Annotated in this window: 16 protein-coding genes and 1 tRNA gene; 10 read left to right on the forward strand and 7 right to left on the reverse strand. The window is 40.3% G+C overall.

The genetic code is table 11. From position 1 onward, the window contains the following. Positions 1-403: 403 nt before the first annotated feature. A complete protein-coding gene (locus FY557_RS19245; RefSeq protein ID WP_149248853.1) occupies positions 404-1777 on the forward strand; it encodes a hypothetical protein in 1374 nt (457 codons plus the stop codon). Positions 1778-2316: 539 nt separating this feature from the next. Here the strand turns inward: FY557_RS19245 and FY557_RS19250 are convergent. The 3 genes from FY557_RS19250 to FY557_RS19260 all read right to left on the reverse strand — a co-directional run bounded on the left by FY557_RS19250 (position 2317) and on the right by FY557_RS19260 (position 4624). Continuing rightward, complete coding sequence (locus tag FY557_RS19250) at positions 2317-2580, reverse strand: hypothetical protein (RefSeq protein ID WP_149248854.1); 264 nt, start codon at positions 2578-2580, stop codon at positions 2317-2319. A 204-nt stretch (positions 2581-2784) separates the two neighbouring features. After that, positions 2785-3639 carry a nucleoside phosphorylase gene (locus FY557_RS19255; RefSeq protein WP_149248855.1) on the reverse strand — a complete coding sequence of 285 codons (855 nt, stop codon included), beginning with the start codon at positions 3637-3639 and terminating at the stop codon, positions 2785-2787. Positions 3640-4300: 661 nt separating this feature from the next. After that, positions 4301-4624, reverse strand: a complete 324-nt coding sequence (locus tag FY557_RS19260) for a translation initiation factor (RefSeq protein WP_149248856.1) — start codon at positions 4622-4624, stop codon at positions 4301-4303. Between the two features lie 143 nt (positions 4625-4767). Between FY557_RS19260 and FY557_RS19265 the strand changes: the two genes are divergently transcribed. Further along, positions 4768-7503, forward strand: coding sequence for a sodium-translocating pyrophosphatase (locus tag FY557_RS19265; protein WP_149248857.1), 2736 nt, complete (start codon positions 4768-4770; stop codon positions 7501-7503). Here the strand turns inward: FY557_RS19265 and FY557_RS19270 are convergent. Together FY557_RS19270 and FY557_RS19275 are read right to left on the reverse strand one after the other, a co-directional pair. Continuing rightward, positions 7500-7709, reverse strand: a complete 210-nt coding sequence (locus tag FY557_RS19270; RefSeq protein WP_149248858.1) for a hypothetical protein — start codon at positions 7707-7709, stop codon at positions 7500-7502. The genes FY557_RS19265 and FY557_RS19270 overlap by 4 nt on opposite strands. Continuing rightward, on the reverse strand, positions 7706-8845 hold the full coding sequence (locus FY557_RS19275; protein WP_149248859.1) for an aminotransferase class I/II-fold pyridoxal phosphate-dependent enzyme: 1140 nt from the start codon (positions 8843-8845) through the stop codon (positions 7706-7708). Before FY557_RS19275 ends, FY557_RS19270 begins: the two co-directional genes overlap by 4 nt. Before the next feature lie 88 nt (positions 8846-8933). Here FY557_RS19275 and FY557_RS19280 point away from each other — a divergent pair, with 88 nt between their 5' ends. The 3 genes from FY557_RS19280 to FY557_RS19290 all read left to right on the forward strand — a co-directional run bounded on the left by FY557_RS19280 (position 8934) and on the right by FY557_RS19290 (position 10980). Continuing rightward, on the forward strand, positions 8934-9980 hold the full coding sequence (locus FY557_RS19280) for a M28 family metallopeptidase (protein ID WP_149248860.1): 1047 nt from the start codon (positions 8934-8936) through the stop codon (positions 9978-9980). An 83-nt stretch (positions 9981-10063) separates the two neighbouring features. Next, the gene (locus FY557_RS19285; protein WP_149248861.1) at positions 10064-10426 is read left to right on the forward strand and encodes a glyoxalase; all 363 of its coding nucleotides are present in this window, start codon (positions 10064-10066) and stop codon (positions 10424-10426) included. A gap of 41 nt (positions 10427-10467) precedes the next feature. Then, positions 10468-10980, forward strand: coding sequence for an endonuclease V (locus tag FY557_RS19290; protein ID WP_149248862.1), 513 nt, complete (start codon positions 10468-10470; stop codon positions 10978-10980). Positions 10981-11142: 162 nt separating this feature from the next. Here the strand turns inward: FY557_RS19290 and FY557_RS19295 are convergent, their stop codons facing one another. Further along, positions 11143-11502 carry a winged helix-turn-helix transcriptional regulator gene (locus FY557_RS19295; RefSeq protein WP_149248863.1) on the reverse strand — a complete coding sequence of 120 codons (360 nt, stop codon included), beginning with the start codon at positions 11500-11502 and terminating at the stop codon, positions 11143-11145. Positions 11503-11741: 239 nt separating this feature from the next. On the opposite strand from FY557_RS19295, the gene FY557_RS19300 reads away from it, so the two are divergent. The 3 genes from FY557_RS19300 (at position 11742) to FY557_RS19310 (ending at position 14204) form a co-directional block, all read left to right on the forward strand. Beyond that, positions 11742-12662: a ClpXP adapter SpxH family protein gene (locus tag FY557_RS19300; RefSeq protein WP_149248868.1), complete on the forward strand. Its 921-nt coding sequence runs from the start codon at positions 11742-11744 to the stop codon at positions 12660-12662. Positions 12663-13001: 339 nt separating this feature from the next. Then, a complete protein-coding gene (locus FY557_RS19305) occupies positions 13002-13820 on the forward strand; it encodes a GLPGLI family protein (RefSeq protein ID WP_185151778.1) in 819 nt (272 codons plus the stop codon). A gap of 312 nt (positions 13821-14132) precedes the next feature. Next, a tRNA-Arg gene (locus FY557_RS19310) sits at positions 14133-14204 on the forward strand. A gap of 134 nt (positions 14205-14338) precedes the next feature. Here the strand turns inward: FY557_RS19310 and uvrA are convergent. After that, the gene (gene uvrA / locus FY557_RS19315) at positions 14339-17131 is read right to left on the reverse strand and encodes an excinuclease ABC subunit UvrA (RefSeq protein ID WP_149248865.1); all 2793 of its coding nucleotides are present in this window, start codon (positions 17129-17131) and stop codon (positions 14339-14341) included. A 371-nt stretch (positions 17132-17502) separates the two neighbouring features. On the opposite strand from uvrA, the gene FY557_RS19320 reads away from it, so the two are divergent. Next, a complete protein-coding gene (locus tag FY557_RS19320) occupies positions 17503-18429 on the forward strand; it encodes an IS1595 family transposase (RefSeq protein WP_149248866.1) in 927 nt (308 codons plus the stop codon). Positions 18430-18662: 233 nt separating this feature from the next. Further along, complete coding sequence (locus FY557_RS19325) at positions 18663-18884, forward strand: hypothetical protein (protein WP_149248867.1); 222 nt, start codon at positions 18663-18665, stop codon at positions 18882-18884. The last annotated feature ends 231 nt before the right edge of the window (positions 18885-19115 follow it).

Consider the following 19115-nt stretch of genomic DNA (forward strand, 5'->3'; position numbering starts at 1 on the left):
AAGCTATCATATTTTTATTATAAACAATTATGAATAAGAATTCTGTTTTTATAAATAGTTATGTTTATGTATTATGCGCAGATAAGAAATGAAAGTGAAATTTTCAAAAATAGTAGAGGGAAATTTGGCGAATGATTGAATTTAATTTTCTTTAATAAAATAGTTGTTTGTTTGAATATAATTAAATTTATATTATTGGAAAAAGCGGATTTTTTATCTTCAAAAAAGGTTTATAACATAAAATCGATGATGTGTAATATAGATTAACTAATTGATTAGCAAACATATAGATAGTTGTGATTATCTCGAGGAATATTGATGTTGATTTTTTGAAAATCGTAGGTTTCTATTAGTTATTTATTATATTTGCATCCGAAAACTATAACCATAAAACGATACAAGCATGTATGTACCCTCTAAATTGAAGATCGCGGTGACGGTCTCATTATTTTTCAATTTTAATTTTCTGTTATGTCAGGTCGGAATAGGAACAACGACACCTGATCCCTCTTCTGTCCTCGATATTAAATCATTTAATAAGGGCGTCCTTCTGCCAGGTATTGCGATAACATCACTTACCGATAATATATCGGTCTCTTCTCCTTCAAACGGGCTGTTGATCTGGAATAACGGGCTCGGAGGACTTGCAGATACCGGATTCTACTACTGGAACAACCATAGGTGGAATAAAATTTCTATTGCAACTACCGCCGGCAGCGTCGCTCCGGCAAGCTCCGGGAATTCCTGGAACAACTCGGCAACGAATGGGGGAAACAACACCGGGGGAAATACCAATCTTTCTTTAGGGACCAATACCTATGACGACCTTATTTTTAAAGTGAACTCGGTGAAATCCGGCAGGTTGGGAACCGATAACTCCATAAGTCTGGGAACCGGGGCCAATGCCGGCCAGAACGGTATCGCTATTGGGATGTCCGGTTCTGCCTATCAGGGTGTTTCAATAGGTAATGAAGCATCGGTAACAGTCAATGACGGGCTTGCCGTAGGAAATAAAGCCCTTGCGGCCGCTTATAAGTCCAATGCCATCGGCTATAATGCGAAAACCAATAAAAATGAATCGACTGCTGTAGGAAATAATTCTCTTGCCGACGGATTCCAGTCTACGGCCGTTGGATATAACGCCAAAACTACGGCCAACGAATCTTCTGCATTGGGGAACAATTCAGAAGCGGCCGGATTTCGGTCGGTGGCTTTAGGCTACAGTGCCAAAACAAGTTCCAACAGTGAAACTGCAGTAGGGTATTATGCGTCTACAAACGGGCAGAATTCCACGGCTTTGGGTTCAGGCGCTTCCGCTAAAGGCCAGCAATCTACTGCAATAGGATACAATGCTGCTACTTCACAGTATAATGCCATTGTTTTAGGAGATAGCAACGCCAATGTCGGGATCGGTACCTCTACACCGAATACGACTGCCAGGCTTGATGTCGGCGGACAGTACAAATTGGGAAATCAGGGAACCGTGCAGAAAAACCAGATCAGCTTTGAAGTATGGCCGGTGGTTTCCATACACAATCTTCAGACCGGTAAATCCGTAACGATGAATATTGCCATTCCTGCAACGATGCTTCCGGGATCAACAAAAGCAACTATTACCGTAACACCGGCAGCAGATTTTGCGGGAAATTCTACATTCTCCATTTCAAATGCAAGAATGACTTCAACGTCAAACATTACCGTTAATCTTACCAACATATCCTCAAATATGGAAAGCTTATATTCTTCGCATTTTTATATCACAATTAACGAGTTTTAGAATTTTCAATCATTTTGATTATTAATATAGAAAAAAGGGTTAGGCACAAAGTTAAAATGAACATAGTTTAGTGTATTTTTATTATCGGAGTTAAAGGTAATCAGGGTATTTAAATCAGCTGCAATACTGTCTGTCAACACTAAAAATAGCTCTCCGGCCTCAGTTTTCATCAAAACGAAAAGGCTCTATACCAAAGACTTTATTATATTTTAAAGAATAAAACATTAAAAGATAAGCTCTATCTGTTAATAGATGCAAGTCATAGGCTTTTGAGTGCTATGAGGATGGTCTGCTCTTTTCCGATTTACCCAAAAGTTTTGATGCTGATGTAAATGAAGTTAAACAAACCTTATATTCATTTAAATAAAAAAGGATTTCAATTTTCTGAAATCCTTTTTTATTATAAATTAAGAGGGGTTAAGTACCATCCATATTTGATCTGTAATCTAATGATACATGGTTTTCTTTACCAGCCTAGAAATTTTAAGATCATCCATTATTTCCGGTGGAAAGTTTATTTTTTGTTATGCATTATCCGGTCAGCCATTACTCATATCAGAATAAATCTGCTTGGGAAAACCAGTAATCTTCCAATCCGAAATTTTTTTGTGCTGATGCATCCTGAGGTAATTTTGTTCAGAGACTTCGTCATCTTCATCGAAAACAAGAGAATCATGAACAATATATCCTTCAGCGACCTTCATGAAAAAGTGATCAGCGGGAATATCCCCAAACTCAAAATAGTGCTCAAGGATAAAATTTTTTATTTTATATTTTTCAATAACTGAGATAAGTTCCACCATTGGAGGGTCTTCTTTAAAGTCATCTCTGGAACTGATATAGTCAAAGTAAATAGCTGTGCTTTCAAAATCTCTTGCATTTTGATCAGCCAGCGGAAATTATCTTTAAACGGGAAAAAGATGAATCCGTTTGATTTTACGCAAACGGTATTATCAGCAATTTCGACCGGGTCTTTTGTGACCAGACAGGTCATATAATAGCTCATCTTATTTAATAATCCTATCCAACACCCACTCGATCAGGTTCTTTTCGGAAGCGTGATGATCGGCAGAGAATTCCCCGCGTCTTCTGTTGGCAATCACATTGTTTACCGTAATAGCCTTATGGCCTAACATTTTGGATAAAGCATAAATGGCCGAAGTTTCCATTTCAAAGTTGGTGACCCCAAGATCATTCAGCGTTTCCAGAAATTGGTCATCAACTGCTTTCAACCGCAGCTGTCTGCCTTGTGGTGCATAAAAACCGGGGAAAGTAGCGGTATTCCCGTGGTATTTGGCATCTTTATACAGTTCGCCCAGCTCTTCCGCCCATTCCGAAAAATACAGCATCGGTTTAATTTTTTCATACGGAAAGCGATCTGAAAAGTTTTTAGAGAATTCGTTTTCAAACGCATAGTCCTGGTAAAAATGCATAAGGCCGTCAAGACCTACAACATTCTGGGTTACCAGCATATGATCCACCTGTACCTCAGGGTTTACGCTTCCGCAGGTTCCCATCCGGAACAGCTGCAACGCTGTATGTTCCGTCTTAAATTCTTTGTTTTGAAGATCGATATTTACCAGAGCATCCAGTTCATTCATCACAATATCGATGTTTTCCGTACCGATTCCTGTTGACATCACAGTGATTCTTTCACCTCGCAAGGTTCCCGTATGGGTATAAAATTCCCTTTTGTTCTTCCGGATTTCTACCGTGTCAAAATATTTTGAAACCTTGGCTACCCGGTCCGGATCCCCGACCAGGATTATTTTTCCGGCAATATCTTCCGGTAATAGGTTCAGGTGATAAACACTTCCGTCTTCGTTCAGTACCAGTTCTGAAGCTGCAAGTTTATTGAGCATAATTATTTTTTTATCGTTTAAAATGAAATTGTGACTAACTAAAATCTCCCGCAACATCCTTCATCATTATTCAAAGAAAAGCCTGTACAGAATAGGCTGTTTTAGTAATGAATGTGATTTCGGGGTTTAAAATTAATAAAAAAATATATATGGTATGTGTATTTATCACAAAAGATATGAATACCGGATATTATAGGTAAAGATAATATACCGAATAAGTACACAAAAATTTCTAAAGAATTTTCCGGTTTTAGAGATGGTATTTAAGACACTTGTCTTACCAGAACAATGATGTTGAATAGTTCAGACAAGTCTGTAAGCATTATTTAATCCAAATTTGAATTAAGGCACAATACTTTACAAAATATTACCGAAAACAAAAGTACTTAAGAATGTGATCAGCATCAGCCTGATCACAATCAGCTGAAAGATTTTCTATTGAATTTTCACAGCTGAAAAATCTAAAGACCATTATGCTAGCACGCAAATTGAAAAGTCACCATTGAAAAGCTGAAAATGTTTATACTGCACAGGCAGATTACTTATGATTAGAAGCGGGGAGCTGAAAGTTTTCTTCAACAGGCTCAGATTCAATTGCAAAGTAAAATTGACCATTTTCTTATAAAATTGGCCTGCGAAGCAAAATTCACCATTCACCTTATCACCCGCCAACCCTTTTGGTTTTAAAACCCATATCTTTAAGGATTTCCATAATCTTATCACGGTTGTCTCCCTGGATGATAATTGTCCCGTCTTTTTCGGATCCGCCGATTCCCAATGTGGTTTTTATTTTTTTTGAGATTTTTTTCAGTTCTTCTTCGCTGCCTTCCCATCCTTCTACGATGGTTACCGGTTTTCCGTTTCGGCCTTTCTTTTCAAACTTGCACACCAGAGGTTCTTTCTGTTTGAATTCGTCTTCAGGCATCTTAAAATCCTGCTCTTCATGATCAGGAAAAAGGTTTTTCAATTGGTCTCTTAAATCCATCCGGCAAAATTAATAATTATTTGGATTAAAGAAAATAGTAACAGGAATTAAATGATTCCTGCAAACCGGTATGATATTTTAATGGATTGATAATCATAAAATGAGTATATTTAGTAATCTTTTACCAAAAAAAATATTAAACTATGGATCTATTTGTATTAGTACCCATTTTTGGGATTGCTGCCCTGGTGTATACCTTTCTCCAAAGCAATTGGGTCAATAAGCAGGATGCCGGAGATGAAAAAATGAAACTGATCAGCGGACATATTGCTGACGGTGCGATGGCTTTTCTGAAAGCCGAGTACAGAGTCTTAACCTATTTTGTAGTTGTCGTGGCCATTCTTCTGGCAATAATGGGCATGAGCAATGCCAATTCACACTGGACCATCGGGATCGCCTTTGTTTTTGGGGCTGTATTCTCCGCAGCGGCCGGTTTTATCGGAATGAAGATTGCCACCAAAGCCAATGTGCGGACAGCACAGGCCGCAAAAACTTCACTTTCCAATGCGCTGAAAGTTTCTTTTACGGGAGGTTCCGTCATGGGAATGGGCGTTGCCGGATTAGCCGTTTTAGGATTGGGAGCTTTATTTTTAATTATCAGGCAGATTTTTGCTCCGGGCGCTCCTGTCGATTCCCATGAAATGGAAAGAACCATCGAGATTCTTACCGGGTTTTCTCTCGGCGCTGAATCCATTGCCCTTTTTGCAAGAGTAGGGGGCGGGATTTATACGAAGGCTGCGGATGTAGGAGCCGACTTAGTAGGAAAAGTAGAAGCGGGAATCCCGGAAGATGATCCGAGAAATCCGGCGACCATCGCAGATAATGTAGGGGATAACGTAGGCGATGTGGCGGGAATGGGAGCTGATTTGTTCGGTTCCTATGTTGCCACGGTACTTGCCACGATGGTTTTGGGAAGGGAAACGGTTTCAGTAGACTCCTTCGGTGGTTTTGCACCGATCCTCCTGCCGATGCTGATTGCCGGAACAGGAATTATTTTTTCGATGGTCGGAACTCTGTTTGTAAGAATCAATGATAACGAAGAGGCATCCACTTCCAGCGTGCAGAATGCACTGAACCTGGGAAACTGGGGAAGTATCGTTATCACAGCCATCGCTTCTTATTTTCTGGTAACCTATATTCTGCCGGATAAAATGGTGCTGAGAGGACATGAATTTACCAAAATGGGTGTTTTCGGAGCGATCATGGTCGGACTGGTTGTCGGAACTTTAATGAGCATTATTACGGAATATTATACCGCTATGGGAAAAAGGCCGGTCTCAAGCATTGTAAGGCAGTCATCTACCGGACATGCCACCAACATCATCGGAGGGCTTTCGGTTGGAATGGAATCCACTTTACTGCCGATTATTGTATTGGCAGGCGGGATTTATGGTTCTTATCTCTGTGCCGGGTTATATGGGGTTGCGATTGCAGCAGCGGGAATGATGGCGACAACAGCCATGCAGCTCGCTATTGATGCCTTCGGACCTATTGCAGACAACGCAGGCGGAATTGCCGAAATGAGTGAACTCCCGAAAGAAGTCCGTGAAAAAACAGATATTCTGGATGCGGTAGGCAATACAACGGCTGCCACAGGAAAAGGGTTTGCCATTGCTTCCGCAGCATTGACTGCTCTGGCTTTATTTGCAGCATTTGTTGGTATCGCAGGCATCGACGGGATCGATATTTACCGTGCTGATGTCCTGGCTGGATTGTTTATCGGCGGAATGATCCCTTTTATCTTTTCATCTTTGGCCATTACCGCAGTAGGACAGGCGGCGATGGCGATGGTAGAAGAAGTGAGAAGGCAGTTTCGGGAAATTCCGGGAATCCTGGAAGGCAAGGCACAGCCGGAGTACGAAAAATGCGTGGCCATTTCTACCGATGCTTCCATAAGGAAAATGATGCTGCCGGGAGCCATCGCCATTATTTCCCCACTGTTGATCGGATTTATTTTCGGACCTGAAGTGCTGGGCGGATTTTTGGCAGGCGCTACCGTAAGCGGAGTGCTGATGGGAATGTTTCAGAATAATGCCGGAGGAGCATGGGACAATGCCAAAAAATCATTTGAAAAAGGAGCGAATATCAACGGGCAGACGTATTACAAAGGTTCCGAACCTCATAAAGCTTCCGTAACCGGTGATACGGTAGGAGATCCTTTTAAAGATACTTCCGGACCTTCCATGAATATCCTGATCAAATTAATGTCAATCGTTTCGTTGGTAATCGCACCTACTTTAGCGGTCATGCACAAAGATAAAATCGAGGCCAACAGAAAGGCGAAACTGGAAGCATTAACGGGAACCACCGGCACAGCAACTGTTAATCCTGCTGCCAATACCGCAGCCGGCATTGTTACAGTACCGGAGGTAAAAGGATACCTGAATGAAAACGGAGATTTTGTCTATGATACCGGAGCGATAAAAGAAATAGAGCTCAAAGAAGGTAGAAAAATAAAAATCGGTGAAGGCAGTCAGATTTATCAGCTGTACACTGCCGTTAAAAATAAAGATCAGGCAGTGCTGGACACAAACAGATGGTATACCATTGAAAACCTTTATTTTGAACCTGGGTCAAGTGATCTGAGACCGGGTTCCGAAGCACAGCTGCTGAATCTGGTGGAGCTTTTAAATGCGTATCCGACCACGAAGATCAAATTAGGTGGCTATACCGGTGACAGCAGCAACGAAGAGAACAATCAAAAGCTTTCTAACCTGAGAGCACAGACGGCAAAGCTTAAATTACTGGAGCTTGGCGTAGGCGGCGACAGAGTAGAAGCGGAAGGGTATGGCTCCCAGCACCCGGTTTGTGAAGCCGATGATACCGAAGAGTGTATGGCGAAAAACAGAAGAATTGATGTAAGGGTTCTGTCTTTTTAGCCCTGATAAAATCTATTGAAAGCACTGCCGGAAACGCAGTGCTTTTTTCCTGCAATCTGCTTTCCTTTTTGCCAAGTAATCATAGCCGTTTGAATTTCAGCTTCATCCAAGGCCTGTCCATTAATAATTAATGCTTTTGGAACAAGGTTGGAAAAAAGAAACTTCCAGTATGCATTATCCGGCTTCCTTCTTTTTAAACAAATCAAAGCACGTTTCTCAAATGTTCCAGCGCATTAATGATCAGTTCATCATTTTTCGCAAAGCTGAACCGTATGTAATCGGAATTCTGTTTTGAATTATAGAAAGCGGACAGCGGCAGGCAGGAAACTTTTTTTTCTACCGTCAGCCACTTTGAGAATTCCACATCCGTCATTGTTTGGGAAAACGATCTGAAATTGGCAATCTGGAAAACGGCTCCTTGGGCTTTTTGTTCCACTATTAATGGCGTCTCAGTAATTAATTCATAAAAAAGATCACGCTTTTTCTGCATGAGAAGCTGATTGGCAGAAGAATCAAAAACTTCAAGATATTTCGCAATCGCATATTGACAGGGCGCATTGGCACCGTAGGAAATATACTGCTGATGGCACCGGAATTTTGCCATCAGGTCTTCCGGAGCAAGGAGATAACCTACCTTCCAGCCCGTAGCATGAAACATCTTCCCGAAAGAAAAAATAGCGAAGGTTCTTTTTCTTAATTCCGGATGAAGGAAAGAGCTGTAATGTTCTGTCCCGTCGAAGCAGTAGGTGTCATAAATCTCTTCTGAAATAAGGTAAATTTCCCGGTCTTTAATCAAAGTATATAACTGGTTCCAATCGTCCCGGGACCAGATTTTCCCGGTGGGGTTCTGAGGGGAATTGACAATGATCGCTTTGGTTTTGTCAGAAATACATGCCTGCAGCTTTTCCCGGTTGATCGAGAAATCATGGTCAACATCATAATAAACGGGAATGCCGCCGTTCAGGAAGACCGAAGGACCGTAGGTGTAATAAGAAGGCTGAATGACCACCACTTCATCGCCCTGATGCAAAATACAGCGAAGTGAAGTATATAAGGCAAAAGTAGCACACGGAACAATCGTTACTTCATTTTCATGCAGGCTGACGCTGTGTTTCCTGTTGGTATTAAACGCGATCACATTCTGAACCAACAGCGGATTTCCGGCCAGGGGTTCATAATGATGATTGCTGAGTTCAGCCGCTTCTTTCAGGTATTCCCGCAGTCGGTTATCGATGTCAAAATCCGGCAGTCCCAGAGACAGATCGAAGCTGTTGTTCCTGACTGCCAGCTCAGACATTTCCGTAAAAAAAGAATAATGATTGAATCCATAAATATTCCCCATACTTTTTGCATTTATTTCAAATATATGAAAAATACCACTCCGACGGAGATTAAATAAATTTTGTTATTTTTAAGAAAATTATTCATCAATGAGAAAATTGTTCATTCCATTATTTTCAGTAGCTGTGCTGGTAAGCTGCGGCACTGCAAAAAATACTTCCGGTATCGGAACTTCCAAATCTTCGACTGCTTCGCAGGGAAGCAAGGCGTTTCTTTCTGCCTATAAAGAGATCAAGGCGGAAGATTTAAAGAAAAACCTGTACGTGATCGCTTCTGACGAGATGGAAGGAAGGGATACGGGAAGTCCGGGGCAGAAAAGGGCAGGAGAATATATGGTTAATTATTATAAAAGGCTGGGGATTTCCTATCCCAATGCACTTGGTTCGTATTACCAGAAGGTTCCGGCAGACTTTATGAAAAAAAGGGGCGGTGGAAACCTTCCTGATTCTGAAAATATTTTAGCCTTCATCGAAGGTTCTGAAAAGCCGGAAGAGATTGTGGTTATTTCCGGGCATTACGACCATGTGGGAACAAGAAACGGGGTGGTTTACAACGGTGCGGATGACGACGGAAGCGGAACCGTTGCTGTGATGGAAATTGCAAAGGCATTCCAGGCGGCCAAAAAAGCAGGAAACGGTCCTAAGCGATCCATCCTTTTCCTTCATGTGACGGGTGAAGAGCATGGACTTTTCGGTTCGGAATATTATACGGATAATCCGGTATTTCCGCTGGCCAACACGGTGGTGGATCTGAACATTGATATGATCGGACGTGATGACCCGGAAAACCGAGGAAAGCAGTATGTTTATGTGATCGGTTCCGAAATGCTGAGTTCGCAATTGAAAGTCATCAACGAAGCAGCTAACAAAATAACGAACAATCTTGAGCTGAATTATAAATACGATGACCCGAACGACACACAGCGGTTGTATTACCGGTCAGACCATTACAATTTTGCCAAGAACAACGTTCCGGTAGCCTTTTTCTTTGACGGAATTCATGAAGATTACCACAAACCGACTGATGATGTAGAAAAAATCGATTATAATCTGTTAACAAAAAGAACACAGCTGGTTTTTGCCACGGCCTGGGAGCTGGCCAACAGACCGCAAAGAATTGTGGTGGATAAAAAATAATTCATACCTGATAATAATGAAAAGGCAAATATGCTTGATGGCAGTTTGCCTTTTTATTTTTAATTTAAAAATGTAAAATAACTATGAAACAAAATGTAAAATCCAAAAGGCCTTTTATCGGTGCGGAAAATTTTGAACTCAGCAGAAGCTTTTACCGGGATTTAGGATTTGAAGAAGTGGTGATTGATCCGAAAATGTCATTGTTCAGATGGAATGACACCGGCTTTTATCTTCAGGACGGTTATGTAAAAGACTGGATCGACAATACCATGGTTTTTATGGAAGTGGAAAACACGGATGAATTTTTCCAGGAAGTTCAGTTGTTAAACCTGACGGAAAAATACAGATCGGCAAAAGTAAGCCCGGTACAAACGCTGTCTTGGGGAAAAGAATGTTTTATACATGATCCCAGCGGTGTTCTGTGGCATTTCGGAGAGTTTTTCTGATAATAAATTTAATTCTAAACAATTAATTCTTTTCTTTTTACATGATTTACGCTTTTGATACGTATTATTACGAAGATTACGCAAACACCATTTGCCTGGCCTTTGAAGACTGGTATTCCGAACAGGAAACGGAAATTTTTACTGAGAAGACAGCCGTTACTTCAGATTATGAAAGCGGGGCATTTTATAAAAGGGAATTGCCCTGTATCTTAAGCCTTTTGAATAAAATCAGCCTGAAGCCGGGTGATCTGATTATCGTTGACGGTTATGTCACTTTGGATGAAAACGGGAAAAATGGACTCGGCGGTTATCTTTACGAGGCTTTGGATCAGAAATTTCCCGTAATCGGCATTGCTAAAAACGGCTTCAACAGCAATGATCCTAAAAGAAGGACCGTTTACCGTGGTGAAAGTAAAACGCCGCTTTTCCTGACAGCAAAAGGAATCGATGTGGATGCAATACAGCCTGAAATTGAACGGATGCATGGCCATTTCAGAATTCCTGCATTACTGAAAAAGCTTGATCAGTTGACCAGAAGCGGAGACTTGAATTAATTTAACTAAAACAGGTTCGGAATTCTTTAATAAGTGATAAATATCATTGTGTTATTATTTTTATTAATTCTAAATAAATATAAATTTGCATTAATAAAAAACACAACAATCATATCCATATCAATTTTTGTTTTTTCGAACCGGCCGTTTGAGTGCCGGTTTTTATTTTTGATAAAGGGATTTTCTGTATTCGATACCCCATTTTGCGATTTCATCGATAATCGGTTCGATGGTTTTGCCGTATTCCGTTACTTCATATTCTACCGTTACAGGTTTCGTATCGAGGACCGTGCGTTTGATGAGGTGGTTAATCTCCATATCCTGCAGTTCTTTGGAAAGCATCTTGGCCGCAATGCCGTCGATCTCCCGCAAAAGGTCCATAAACCGCATTTTTCCGCCCTGCATCAGGGTGCCTAAAATGTGAAATTTCCATTTGCCCGATAAGATCTCCATGGAGTCCTTAATGGCATTCATTCTGTGTTTGCAGACCGGAGACGTATTAAAGTTGGCTTCCTTTCTCATTACTGGATTGTTTTAAAGTGGCAAAGATATGAAATTCTGGTTAGTTGGTTTCATAGAGGAAACCGGTTTCCAAAAGGAAATCCATTGCTTTACTGTGGTGATTATAGATTAGCTTTGTGAAACAGTAATAAGGACATCAAATCTTAACACTATAAATGCTGAATCGCAAAATATTAACATTTATGTTCATTACAGCTGTCCTCAGCAGCTGCAACGGGCAAAGTGATAAACGTAAGAAAATGGAAAATAAATCAACGAATCCGCTGTTATGCGATCCTGCCACAGGAATTTGTGAAGTTCCCGGAGAAAGAACCGGAATAGGGAATATTGATGTGAAAGCTAGTGAAAAACCGGTGAAAGTTATTTATTTCACAGATCCTATCTGTTCGTCATGCTGGGGGATTGAGCCACAATTGAGGAAATTAAAACTGGAATACGGAAACAACGTCGATATCGAATACAGAATGGGGGGGCTTCTTCCGGACTGGAGCTACAACAGCGGCGGCATCAGTAAACCATCTGATGTGGCGCATCACTGGGATGAAGTAAGTTTATACTACGACATGCCTATTGACGGCGACGTATGGCTTCAGGATCCGCTGGATTCTTCCTATCCGCCATCAATTGCGTTTAAAGCAGCACAGCTTCAGGATAAAACCAAGGCTGTTGAATTCATGAGGGAACTCCGTGAAATGGTATTCTTAAAGAAAAAGAATATCGCTAAGTGGGAGCATATTGCTTCGGCAGCCAGAAAAACAGGTCTTGACACCGACCAGTTGAAGAAAGACTTTGATGGGAAAGGAAAAGAACTTTTCCAGGAAGACCTGAAATTGGCGAGGGAAATGGGGGTAAGAGGTTTTCCTACTATGTTCTTTACGAACGATTCGGGAAGCAGAGAGACCGTTTACGGATCCAAGCCATATGCTTTTTATGAAACAGCTATTTTAAAAGTAAATTCGGACACCAAAAAATCCGAGTATTCTAAAAACTGGGAAAGCCTTTTTGCCAAATACAGTTCGCTGACGGCAAAAGAGTATTCCGAATTATCCGGGACACCGAGAAGGGAAAGCGAGCAGTTGCTGAACGACCTTTCATCAAAGGGCAGCCTTGAAAAGCTCACCACAAAAAACGGTTCGATCTGGACCCTGAAATCGAATTAATTTCATTAATATTTAGCAAATTTTTTTCCGGAAGCTCTTACGAGTTTCCGGTTTTTTTTGTTTTTAAACTCAGACGGAAGCTTTTTTGAAAGGAATGCATATTTCAGAAGTTTAAGATATATTTAACGACAACTCTTTTATATTTCAAATGTTAAAAAAACGGAATTAATCTTTAACGGTCCGCTTTCAAAAATTATTAAAATTTTATTATTTTTAATTCATCAGGTAATGATTAATTACGCTTATTTTGATGAAAAATAAAGAGCTTTTCCGGTCATAATATGGTACAAAAGGGAGAAACGCTTTTTAACTATGATAAAACCTTTTAACTTAAATAACATGAACAAATTGTTTTTTACCTTTTTGATTGCGGGATCTTTCATGAAATCCCAGACCCACCGGTTTATCTATGATGTGGTGTATAAAAAAGATTCAGCCTCAACGGTCCGGACCAAAGAAAATTATCATCTGGATATTGAAAATGATAATGTTACGTATTACAACCGGGATTTTTTCGTGGCTGATTCCCTGATCAGCAATAACCTTAAATTTCCGGATGATGCCAAATTGAATACGTCTTCCATTGTTTTTCACAAAAAAGGAAATGACCAGTATGAAGAGTTTGATATTCTGGAAGGCAGTACGATCCTGAAGCTTCAGTCTGCGGAAGCACAGAACTGGAAACTTTCCAAAGAAAGCAAAAAAGTAAAGAATCTCACGTTACAGAAGGCAACCGCCACTTACGGCGGCAGAAACTGGACGGCGTGGTTTACCAAAGAAATTCCGTTCCAGGAAGGGCCGTACAAATTTCATGGACTGCCGGGACTGATTGTGGAACTTTATGATGATAAAAACAATTACCGGTTTGAACTGGTGAAATCCGTAAAAATGCCCGGAATTCCGAAAAATCAATTTATTGAAATGTCAAGACAGATGGGAGTGCCGGTAGATTGGGAAAAATATCAGAAAGCAAAACTTACCTATTACGAATCTCCCGTAAATTACCTTAAGAATGCTTCCAGCATAGACCAGTTTTACCTGAATGACGGAACGGTAGTGAATGCCGCAAACGCAAGGGAAATCAATGACCGGCTGAAGGCGACTATTAAAAAATACAACAATCCCGTCAATCTGGAAAAAAAGGTAGTGTATCCTTAAATTTAAGTGAGGAAAAAGAACCTTAAAAATTTCTTCTGAATAAGTAGTGAATTTAACATTCAGTTCATTGTTTTGCATAGAATTTGTTCCTATCTTTACTAAGAAATACAACTGAAGTGAACTTAATTTTGCTTTTTTCAGCTTTGGAATCGCAGTTAAATTTATAAAAATTTAAGCACAGCACCGTCGGCTGTGCTTTTTTATTGTTGTCTAATTAAAAAAATGAGATGTCTTTATCTACTGAATTCGCTCCTAAAGGGCGGATTCTTTTATTTTAAATCATAAAAAATTACTATCTTTGGCAACCAAAACGGTCCCATAGTTCAACGGATAGAATAGAAGTTTCCTAAACTTTAGATCCAAGTTCGATTCTTGGTGGGACTACAAGACAAAATGTTGTAACATAAAAAGATCACAGGTTTCATAATCTGTGATCTTTTTTATTTTCAGCCAAAGTCCGTTAACCTGGATTATGGTTGTTTATTAAAAGGCTGCCCTTTCCGGACAGCCTCTTTATTTTAATTTTCCAGCTTTTCTTTGATGTATTTTGCCGTATGGGATTTTTTGTCTTTGGCAAGCTGTTCCGGAGTTCCGGTGAACACCACTTCGCCGCCGTGCTTTCCGGCTTCCGGCCCGATATCGATAATGTAATCTGCCGATTTGATGATATCCGGCTGATGCTCGATCACGATCACGGAATGGCCCAGGTCGATGAGAGCCTGTAAAGACTTCAGCAATTTCTGGATATCGTGGAAATGAAGACCGGTAGAAGGCTCATCAAAAATAAACAGGGTTTTATCCGTCGTTACCCCTTTTACCAGGAATGAGGCCAGCTTCACACGCTGTGCTTCACCGCCTGAAAGGGTAGAGGAACTCTGCCCGAGCTGAAGATAGCCCAAACCGACATCCTGTAAAGGCCTCAGTTTGGTAGCAATTTTTTCTTCTTTATTATCGCTGAAGAACTCCAGTGCTTCATCAACTGTCATGTGAAGAATATCCGAAATGTTTTTCTCGTCGTATTTTACTTCAAGGATTTCGTTTTTGAAGCGGGTGCCTTTACAGACTTCACACTCCAGCTCGATATCTGCCATAAACTGCATCGAAACGTTGATCACGCCTTCGCCTTTACATTCGTCGCATCTTCCGCCGTCCACGTTGAACGAGAAATGTTTCGGCTTATAGCCCATCATCTTGGCCATTTTCTGCTTGGCAAACAGATCCCTGATGTCATCATACGCTTTAAGATACGTTACCGGATTCGATCGCGAAGATTTTCCGATCGGGTTCTGGTCAATCAATTCAATGTTTTTAATCAGTTTGGCAGGAAATTCCACGGAGTCATAGTCGCCTTTTTTACCGCCCATGCCCAGCTGGATCTGGATGTCATTGGTAAGGATCTCTTTCATTAAAGTCGACTTTCCGCTTCCTGAAATTCCGGAAATCACGGCAAGACTTTCCAGAGGAATATCAACATCCACGTTTTTCAGGTTGTTCTGCCGGGCGCCTTTGATTTTGATCCACTCTTTCGGTTTTCTGCGTTTTTTAGGAACTTCGATTTCCAGCCTTCCGGTAAGGTATTTTGAGGTCAGGGTATCTGCATTTTTGAGTTCCTTATAATCGCCTGCAAATACAAGCTCTCCTCCTAAATATCCGGCTTCCGGTCCGATGTCGATAATAAAGTCCGCAGCTTTCATCACATCTTCATCGTGTTCCACAACAATTACGGTATTGCCAAGATCACGCAGGTTATGCAGGACTTCTATTAAGTTTTCGGTATCTCTGGAGTGAAGCCCGATGGAAGGTTCATCCAGGATGTATATGGAACCTACGAGGGAGCTTCCTAAGCTCGTTGCCAAGTTAATCCGCTGGCTTTCACCACCGGAAAGGGTATTGGAAGTTCTGTTCAGGGTTAAATAGCCCAACCCTACTTTTAATAAAAATTCGATACGGGTCGTGATTTCGTACAGCAGCCTTTTGGCAATTTCCTGATCATGCTCGGATAATTTTAATCCGTTAATTAAAGGAAAAAGCTCATCCAAAGGCAGCTCAATCATCGACTGGATATTGTGACCGTCGATTTTCACCCAGCTCGTCTCTTCACGAAGCCTCAGGCCTTCGCAGGTCGGGCAGAGCGTTTTTCCGCGGTAACGGGAAAGCATGACGCGGTACTGGATTTTGTATAAATTTTCCTCCAGCATCTTAAAGAAATTATCGATGGAAGGGAAGGTGCTTTTTCCGTCGCCTTTCCACAGGTATTTTCTCTGCTCTTTGGTTAATTGATGGTAAGGCTTATGAATAGGGAAGTCTTTTGCTTTTTTAATGAAATCCTTTTTCCACTCGCTCATGCTTTCTCCTCTCCAGGATGCCACGGCGTCTTCGAAAACCGATAGGGCTTTGTTCGGGACTACCAGATCTTCATCAATTCCGATTACTTTTCCGTAGCCTTCACAGGTCGGGCAGGCGCCGTAAGGATTATTGAAGCTGAAAAAATGGACGTTCGGTTCCAGGAACTCAATACCGTCCAGCTCAAACTTGTTGGAGAATTCTTTTACTTTTCCGGTGTCCATATTCTTTAACGAACAATACCCACGGCCTTCATAAAACGCCATCTGGATAGAATCCGCCAGCCGCTGGAGGAAGCTTTCGTCCTCTTCATAGGCAAACCGGTCGATCACGAGGTTGATTTCCATTCCTTTTTCAGGGATGAAGCCAAAACTTTCGAGGTCTTCGATGCCGGCAACATTGCCGTTGACTTCAAGCCGTGTGAAACCGGCCAGTTTCAGTACATTCAGGTTTTCACCGAAATTCGCCGCATCATAATTGTACGGAGCCGTTAATAAAAACGAAGCATCCTTTTTTGAGGCTTTAATAAAATCCACTACATCGGAAACGGAATCTTTTTTCACTTCTTCACCGGAAACGGGGGAATAGGTTTTCCCGACCCTAGCGAAAAGGAGTTTCATATAGTCGTAGATTTCCGTAGAAGTTCCTACCGTCGATCTCGGATTAGAAGAGATCACTTTTTGCTGAATGGCAATGGAAGGCGCCAATCCTTTGATATCGTCGACTTTCGGTTTTTCCAGCTTTCCCAAAAACTGCCTTGCGTAGGAGCTTAAACTCTCTACATACCTTCTTTGTCCTTCCGCATAAATCGTATCAAACGCCAATGAGGATTTTCCGCTTCCGGAAACTCCCGTAATGACGATCAGTTTATTTTTGGGGATGAGAACATCAATGTGTTTCAGATTGTTAAGATGTGCATTCTTAACAAAGATCTGTTTTTTAATATCTATATCTGTATTAGTAGCCATAGTAAAATTAAGACTAACAAAATTACGAAATTTTGACGGAAGTTAAGGTATATGTTTTGGTAACTATTTACAAATCTACACCACTTGAAAAGCTAAATTTTAAACAATACCTACATCTGGTTTTCTACAGGCTTTTTTTCATCAGGTTAATATTTATAAAATTCCTGAAAGTACGGCTATATGGTAATTATTTACATTTCTACACCATATGCATCGGTCTTAAAATGATACTTTTTATCAAATATATTTGAAATAAAAAAGGCTCAGATATTCCTAAATCACGATTTTTAGAAAAATAAAGAAACTTTAACTAAAATTTAATAATATGGACGAAAACTATACGTTCAGATAATTGCTAATATTGCAATACCATGATTAACACAAATTTCAAGTCTGTACTGGAATTGCTCCGAACTTTTTCTTCCGAGCAGGTATGTATCGACTATTTAGAGCAAATGAGATGGGGCGGGATTGTCGAAAGCCCGTTCGATCCGGAGTCAAAAATATATAAGTGCAGTAACAACCGTTACCGATGTAAAAATACCGGCAAATATTTCAATGTGAAGACCGGTACGATGTTCGAGAATACGAAGATCAGCCTTCAGAAATGGTTCCTGGCCATCTGGCTGCTTACCAGTGGCAAAAAAGGCATCAGTTCCGTTCAGCTGGCGAAAGACATCGGCGTTACCCAGAAAACCGCATGGTTCTTATCGCACCGAATCCGCGAATGTTTCGGCATTGAAAACAGCCATGAGCTGGAGGGTGATATCGAATGTGACGAAACTTTTATCGGCGGTAAAAACAAAAACAGGCATTCCCGAAAAAAAATAAAATATTCCGAAGGACGGAATTTTCCCGATAAGGTTCCGGTAATGGGTATGTTGCAGCGGGGCGGTAAAATGAATGCCTTCGTTATAGAAAGTACCGGTAAAAGCAGTATCCAGCCGTTGATCCGCCGTTATGTAAACCGGGAGAATACGAGGCTGATCAGCGATGAATGGTGTGGATACAACGGACTGTACAGATCCTACAACCATTTAGTTGTTGACCATTCTAAAAAAGAATACGTTAATGCAAAAGATAAAACAGTACACACCAACAGTATTGAAGGGTGCTGGAAAATCCTTAAAAATTCAATTTACGGTATATACAATTCCGTTTCGAGAAAACATCTTCAACGTTATGTAAATGAATTTCTTTACCGGTTTAACCTGAGAAGTGCTCCGGATCATACCAAATTCGTTTATTTGCTGAGAAAAAGTAAAGTCAGAACCAAATACAAAAGCCTTATCTTATAAAACTGCTGTATACCCGGTAATTTCAAAGTAATATAATAGATCAGTGGGGATTAGCCGTTTTTTGTGGCAGGTATAAACAGACTGATAAGGCGCGAATACAGTTGTATATTCATAAATTTGTTACCGGAAATTGTCTTATTTTATTACCGGTTGTTTTTATGGAGATCAAAATCTGAAAAAGAATAATTATTTCTTTCAGTTTAGTACAAATATGACTACTTTAACAGTTGAAAATGTTACCTGATATATTAAAAGAAAAAAAGATAAAAAGTATTCTTATAGAGAAAGAAGAATACTTTGATGTAGCCGATATCAAGAAGAATCATCCGGATTTGAAAATTGATGTCAGCCAAGTTATTATTATTAAAAAAGTGGAATTCATTAAAGCGGAATATGTAGCTCCTGTATCTGATTTTGATAATGCGATAAAGAATATTTTCAAGCCCAAAAAATAAGTTTTATAACAACGGAATTTCGCTTTACCGGTTTTTAGAATGGATTTTAAATAATTCAGAGTTAGAAAATATTTTTACGAATTTCACGATATCCGTCTATTCTGAATATACTAATTTTGAATTATAGAGAATAGAATGTACTTTGGCGGGTGAAACTGAAAATAAAAGATTTAGCAGAAAAAAATGCGAATTTTAATTATAAAGTATTGTTTAGTAATGGAAAATGTATTA

This window comes from Chryseobacterium sp. SN22, assembly GCF_008329705.1.
Lineage (GTDB): Bacteria > Bacteroidota > Bacteroidia > Flavobacteriales > Weeksellaceae > Chryseobacterium.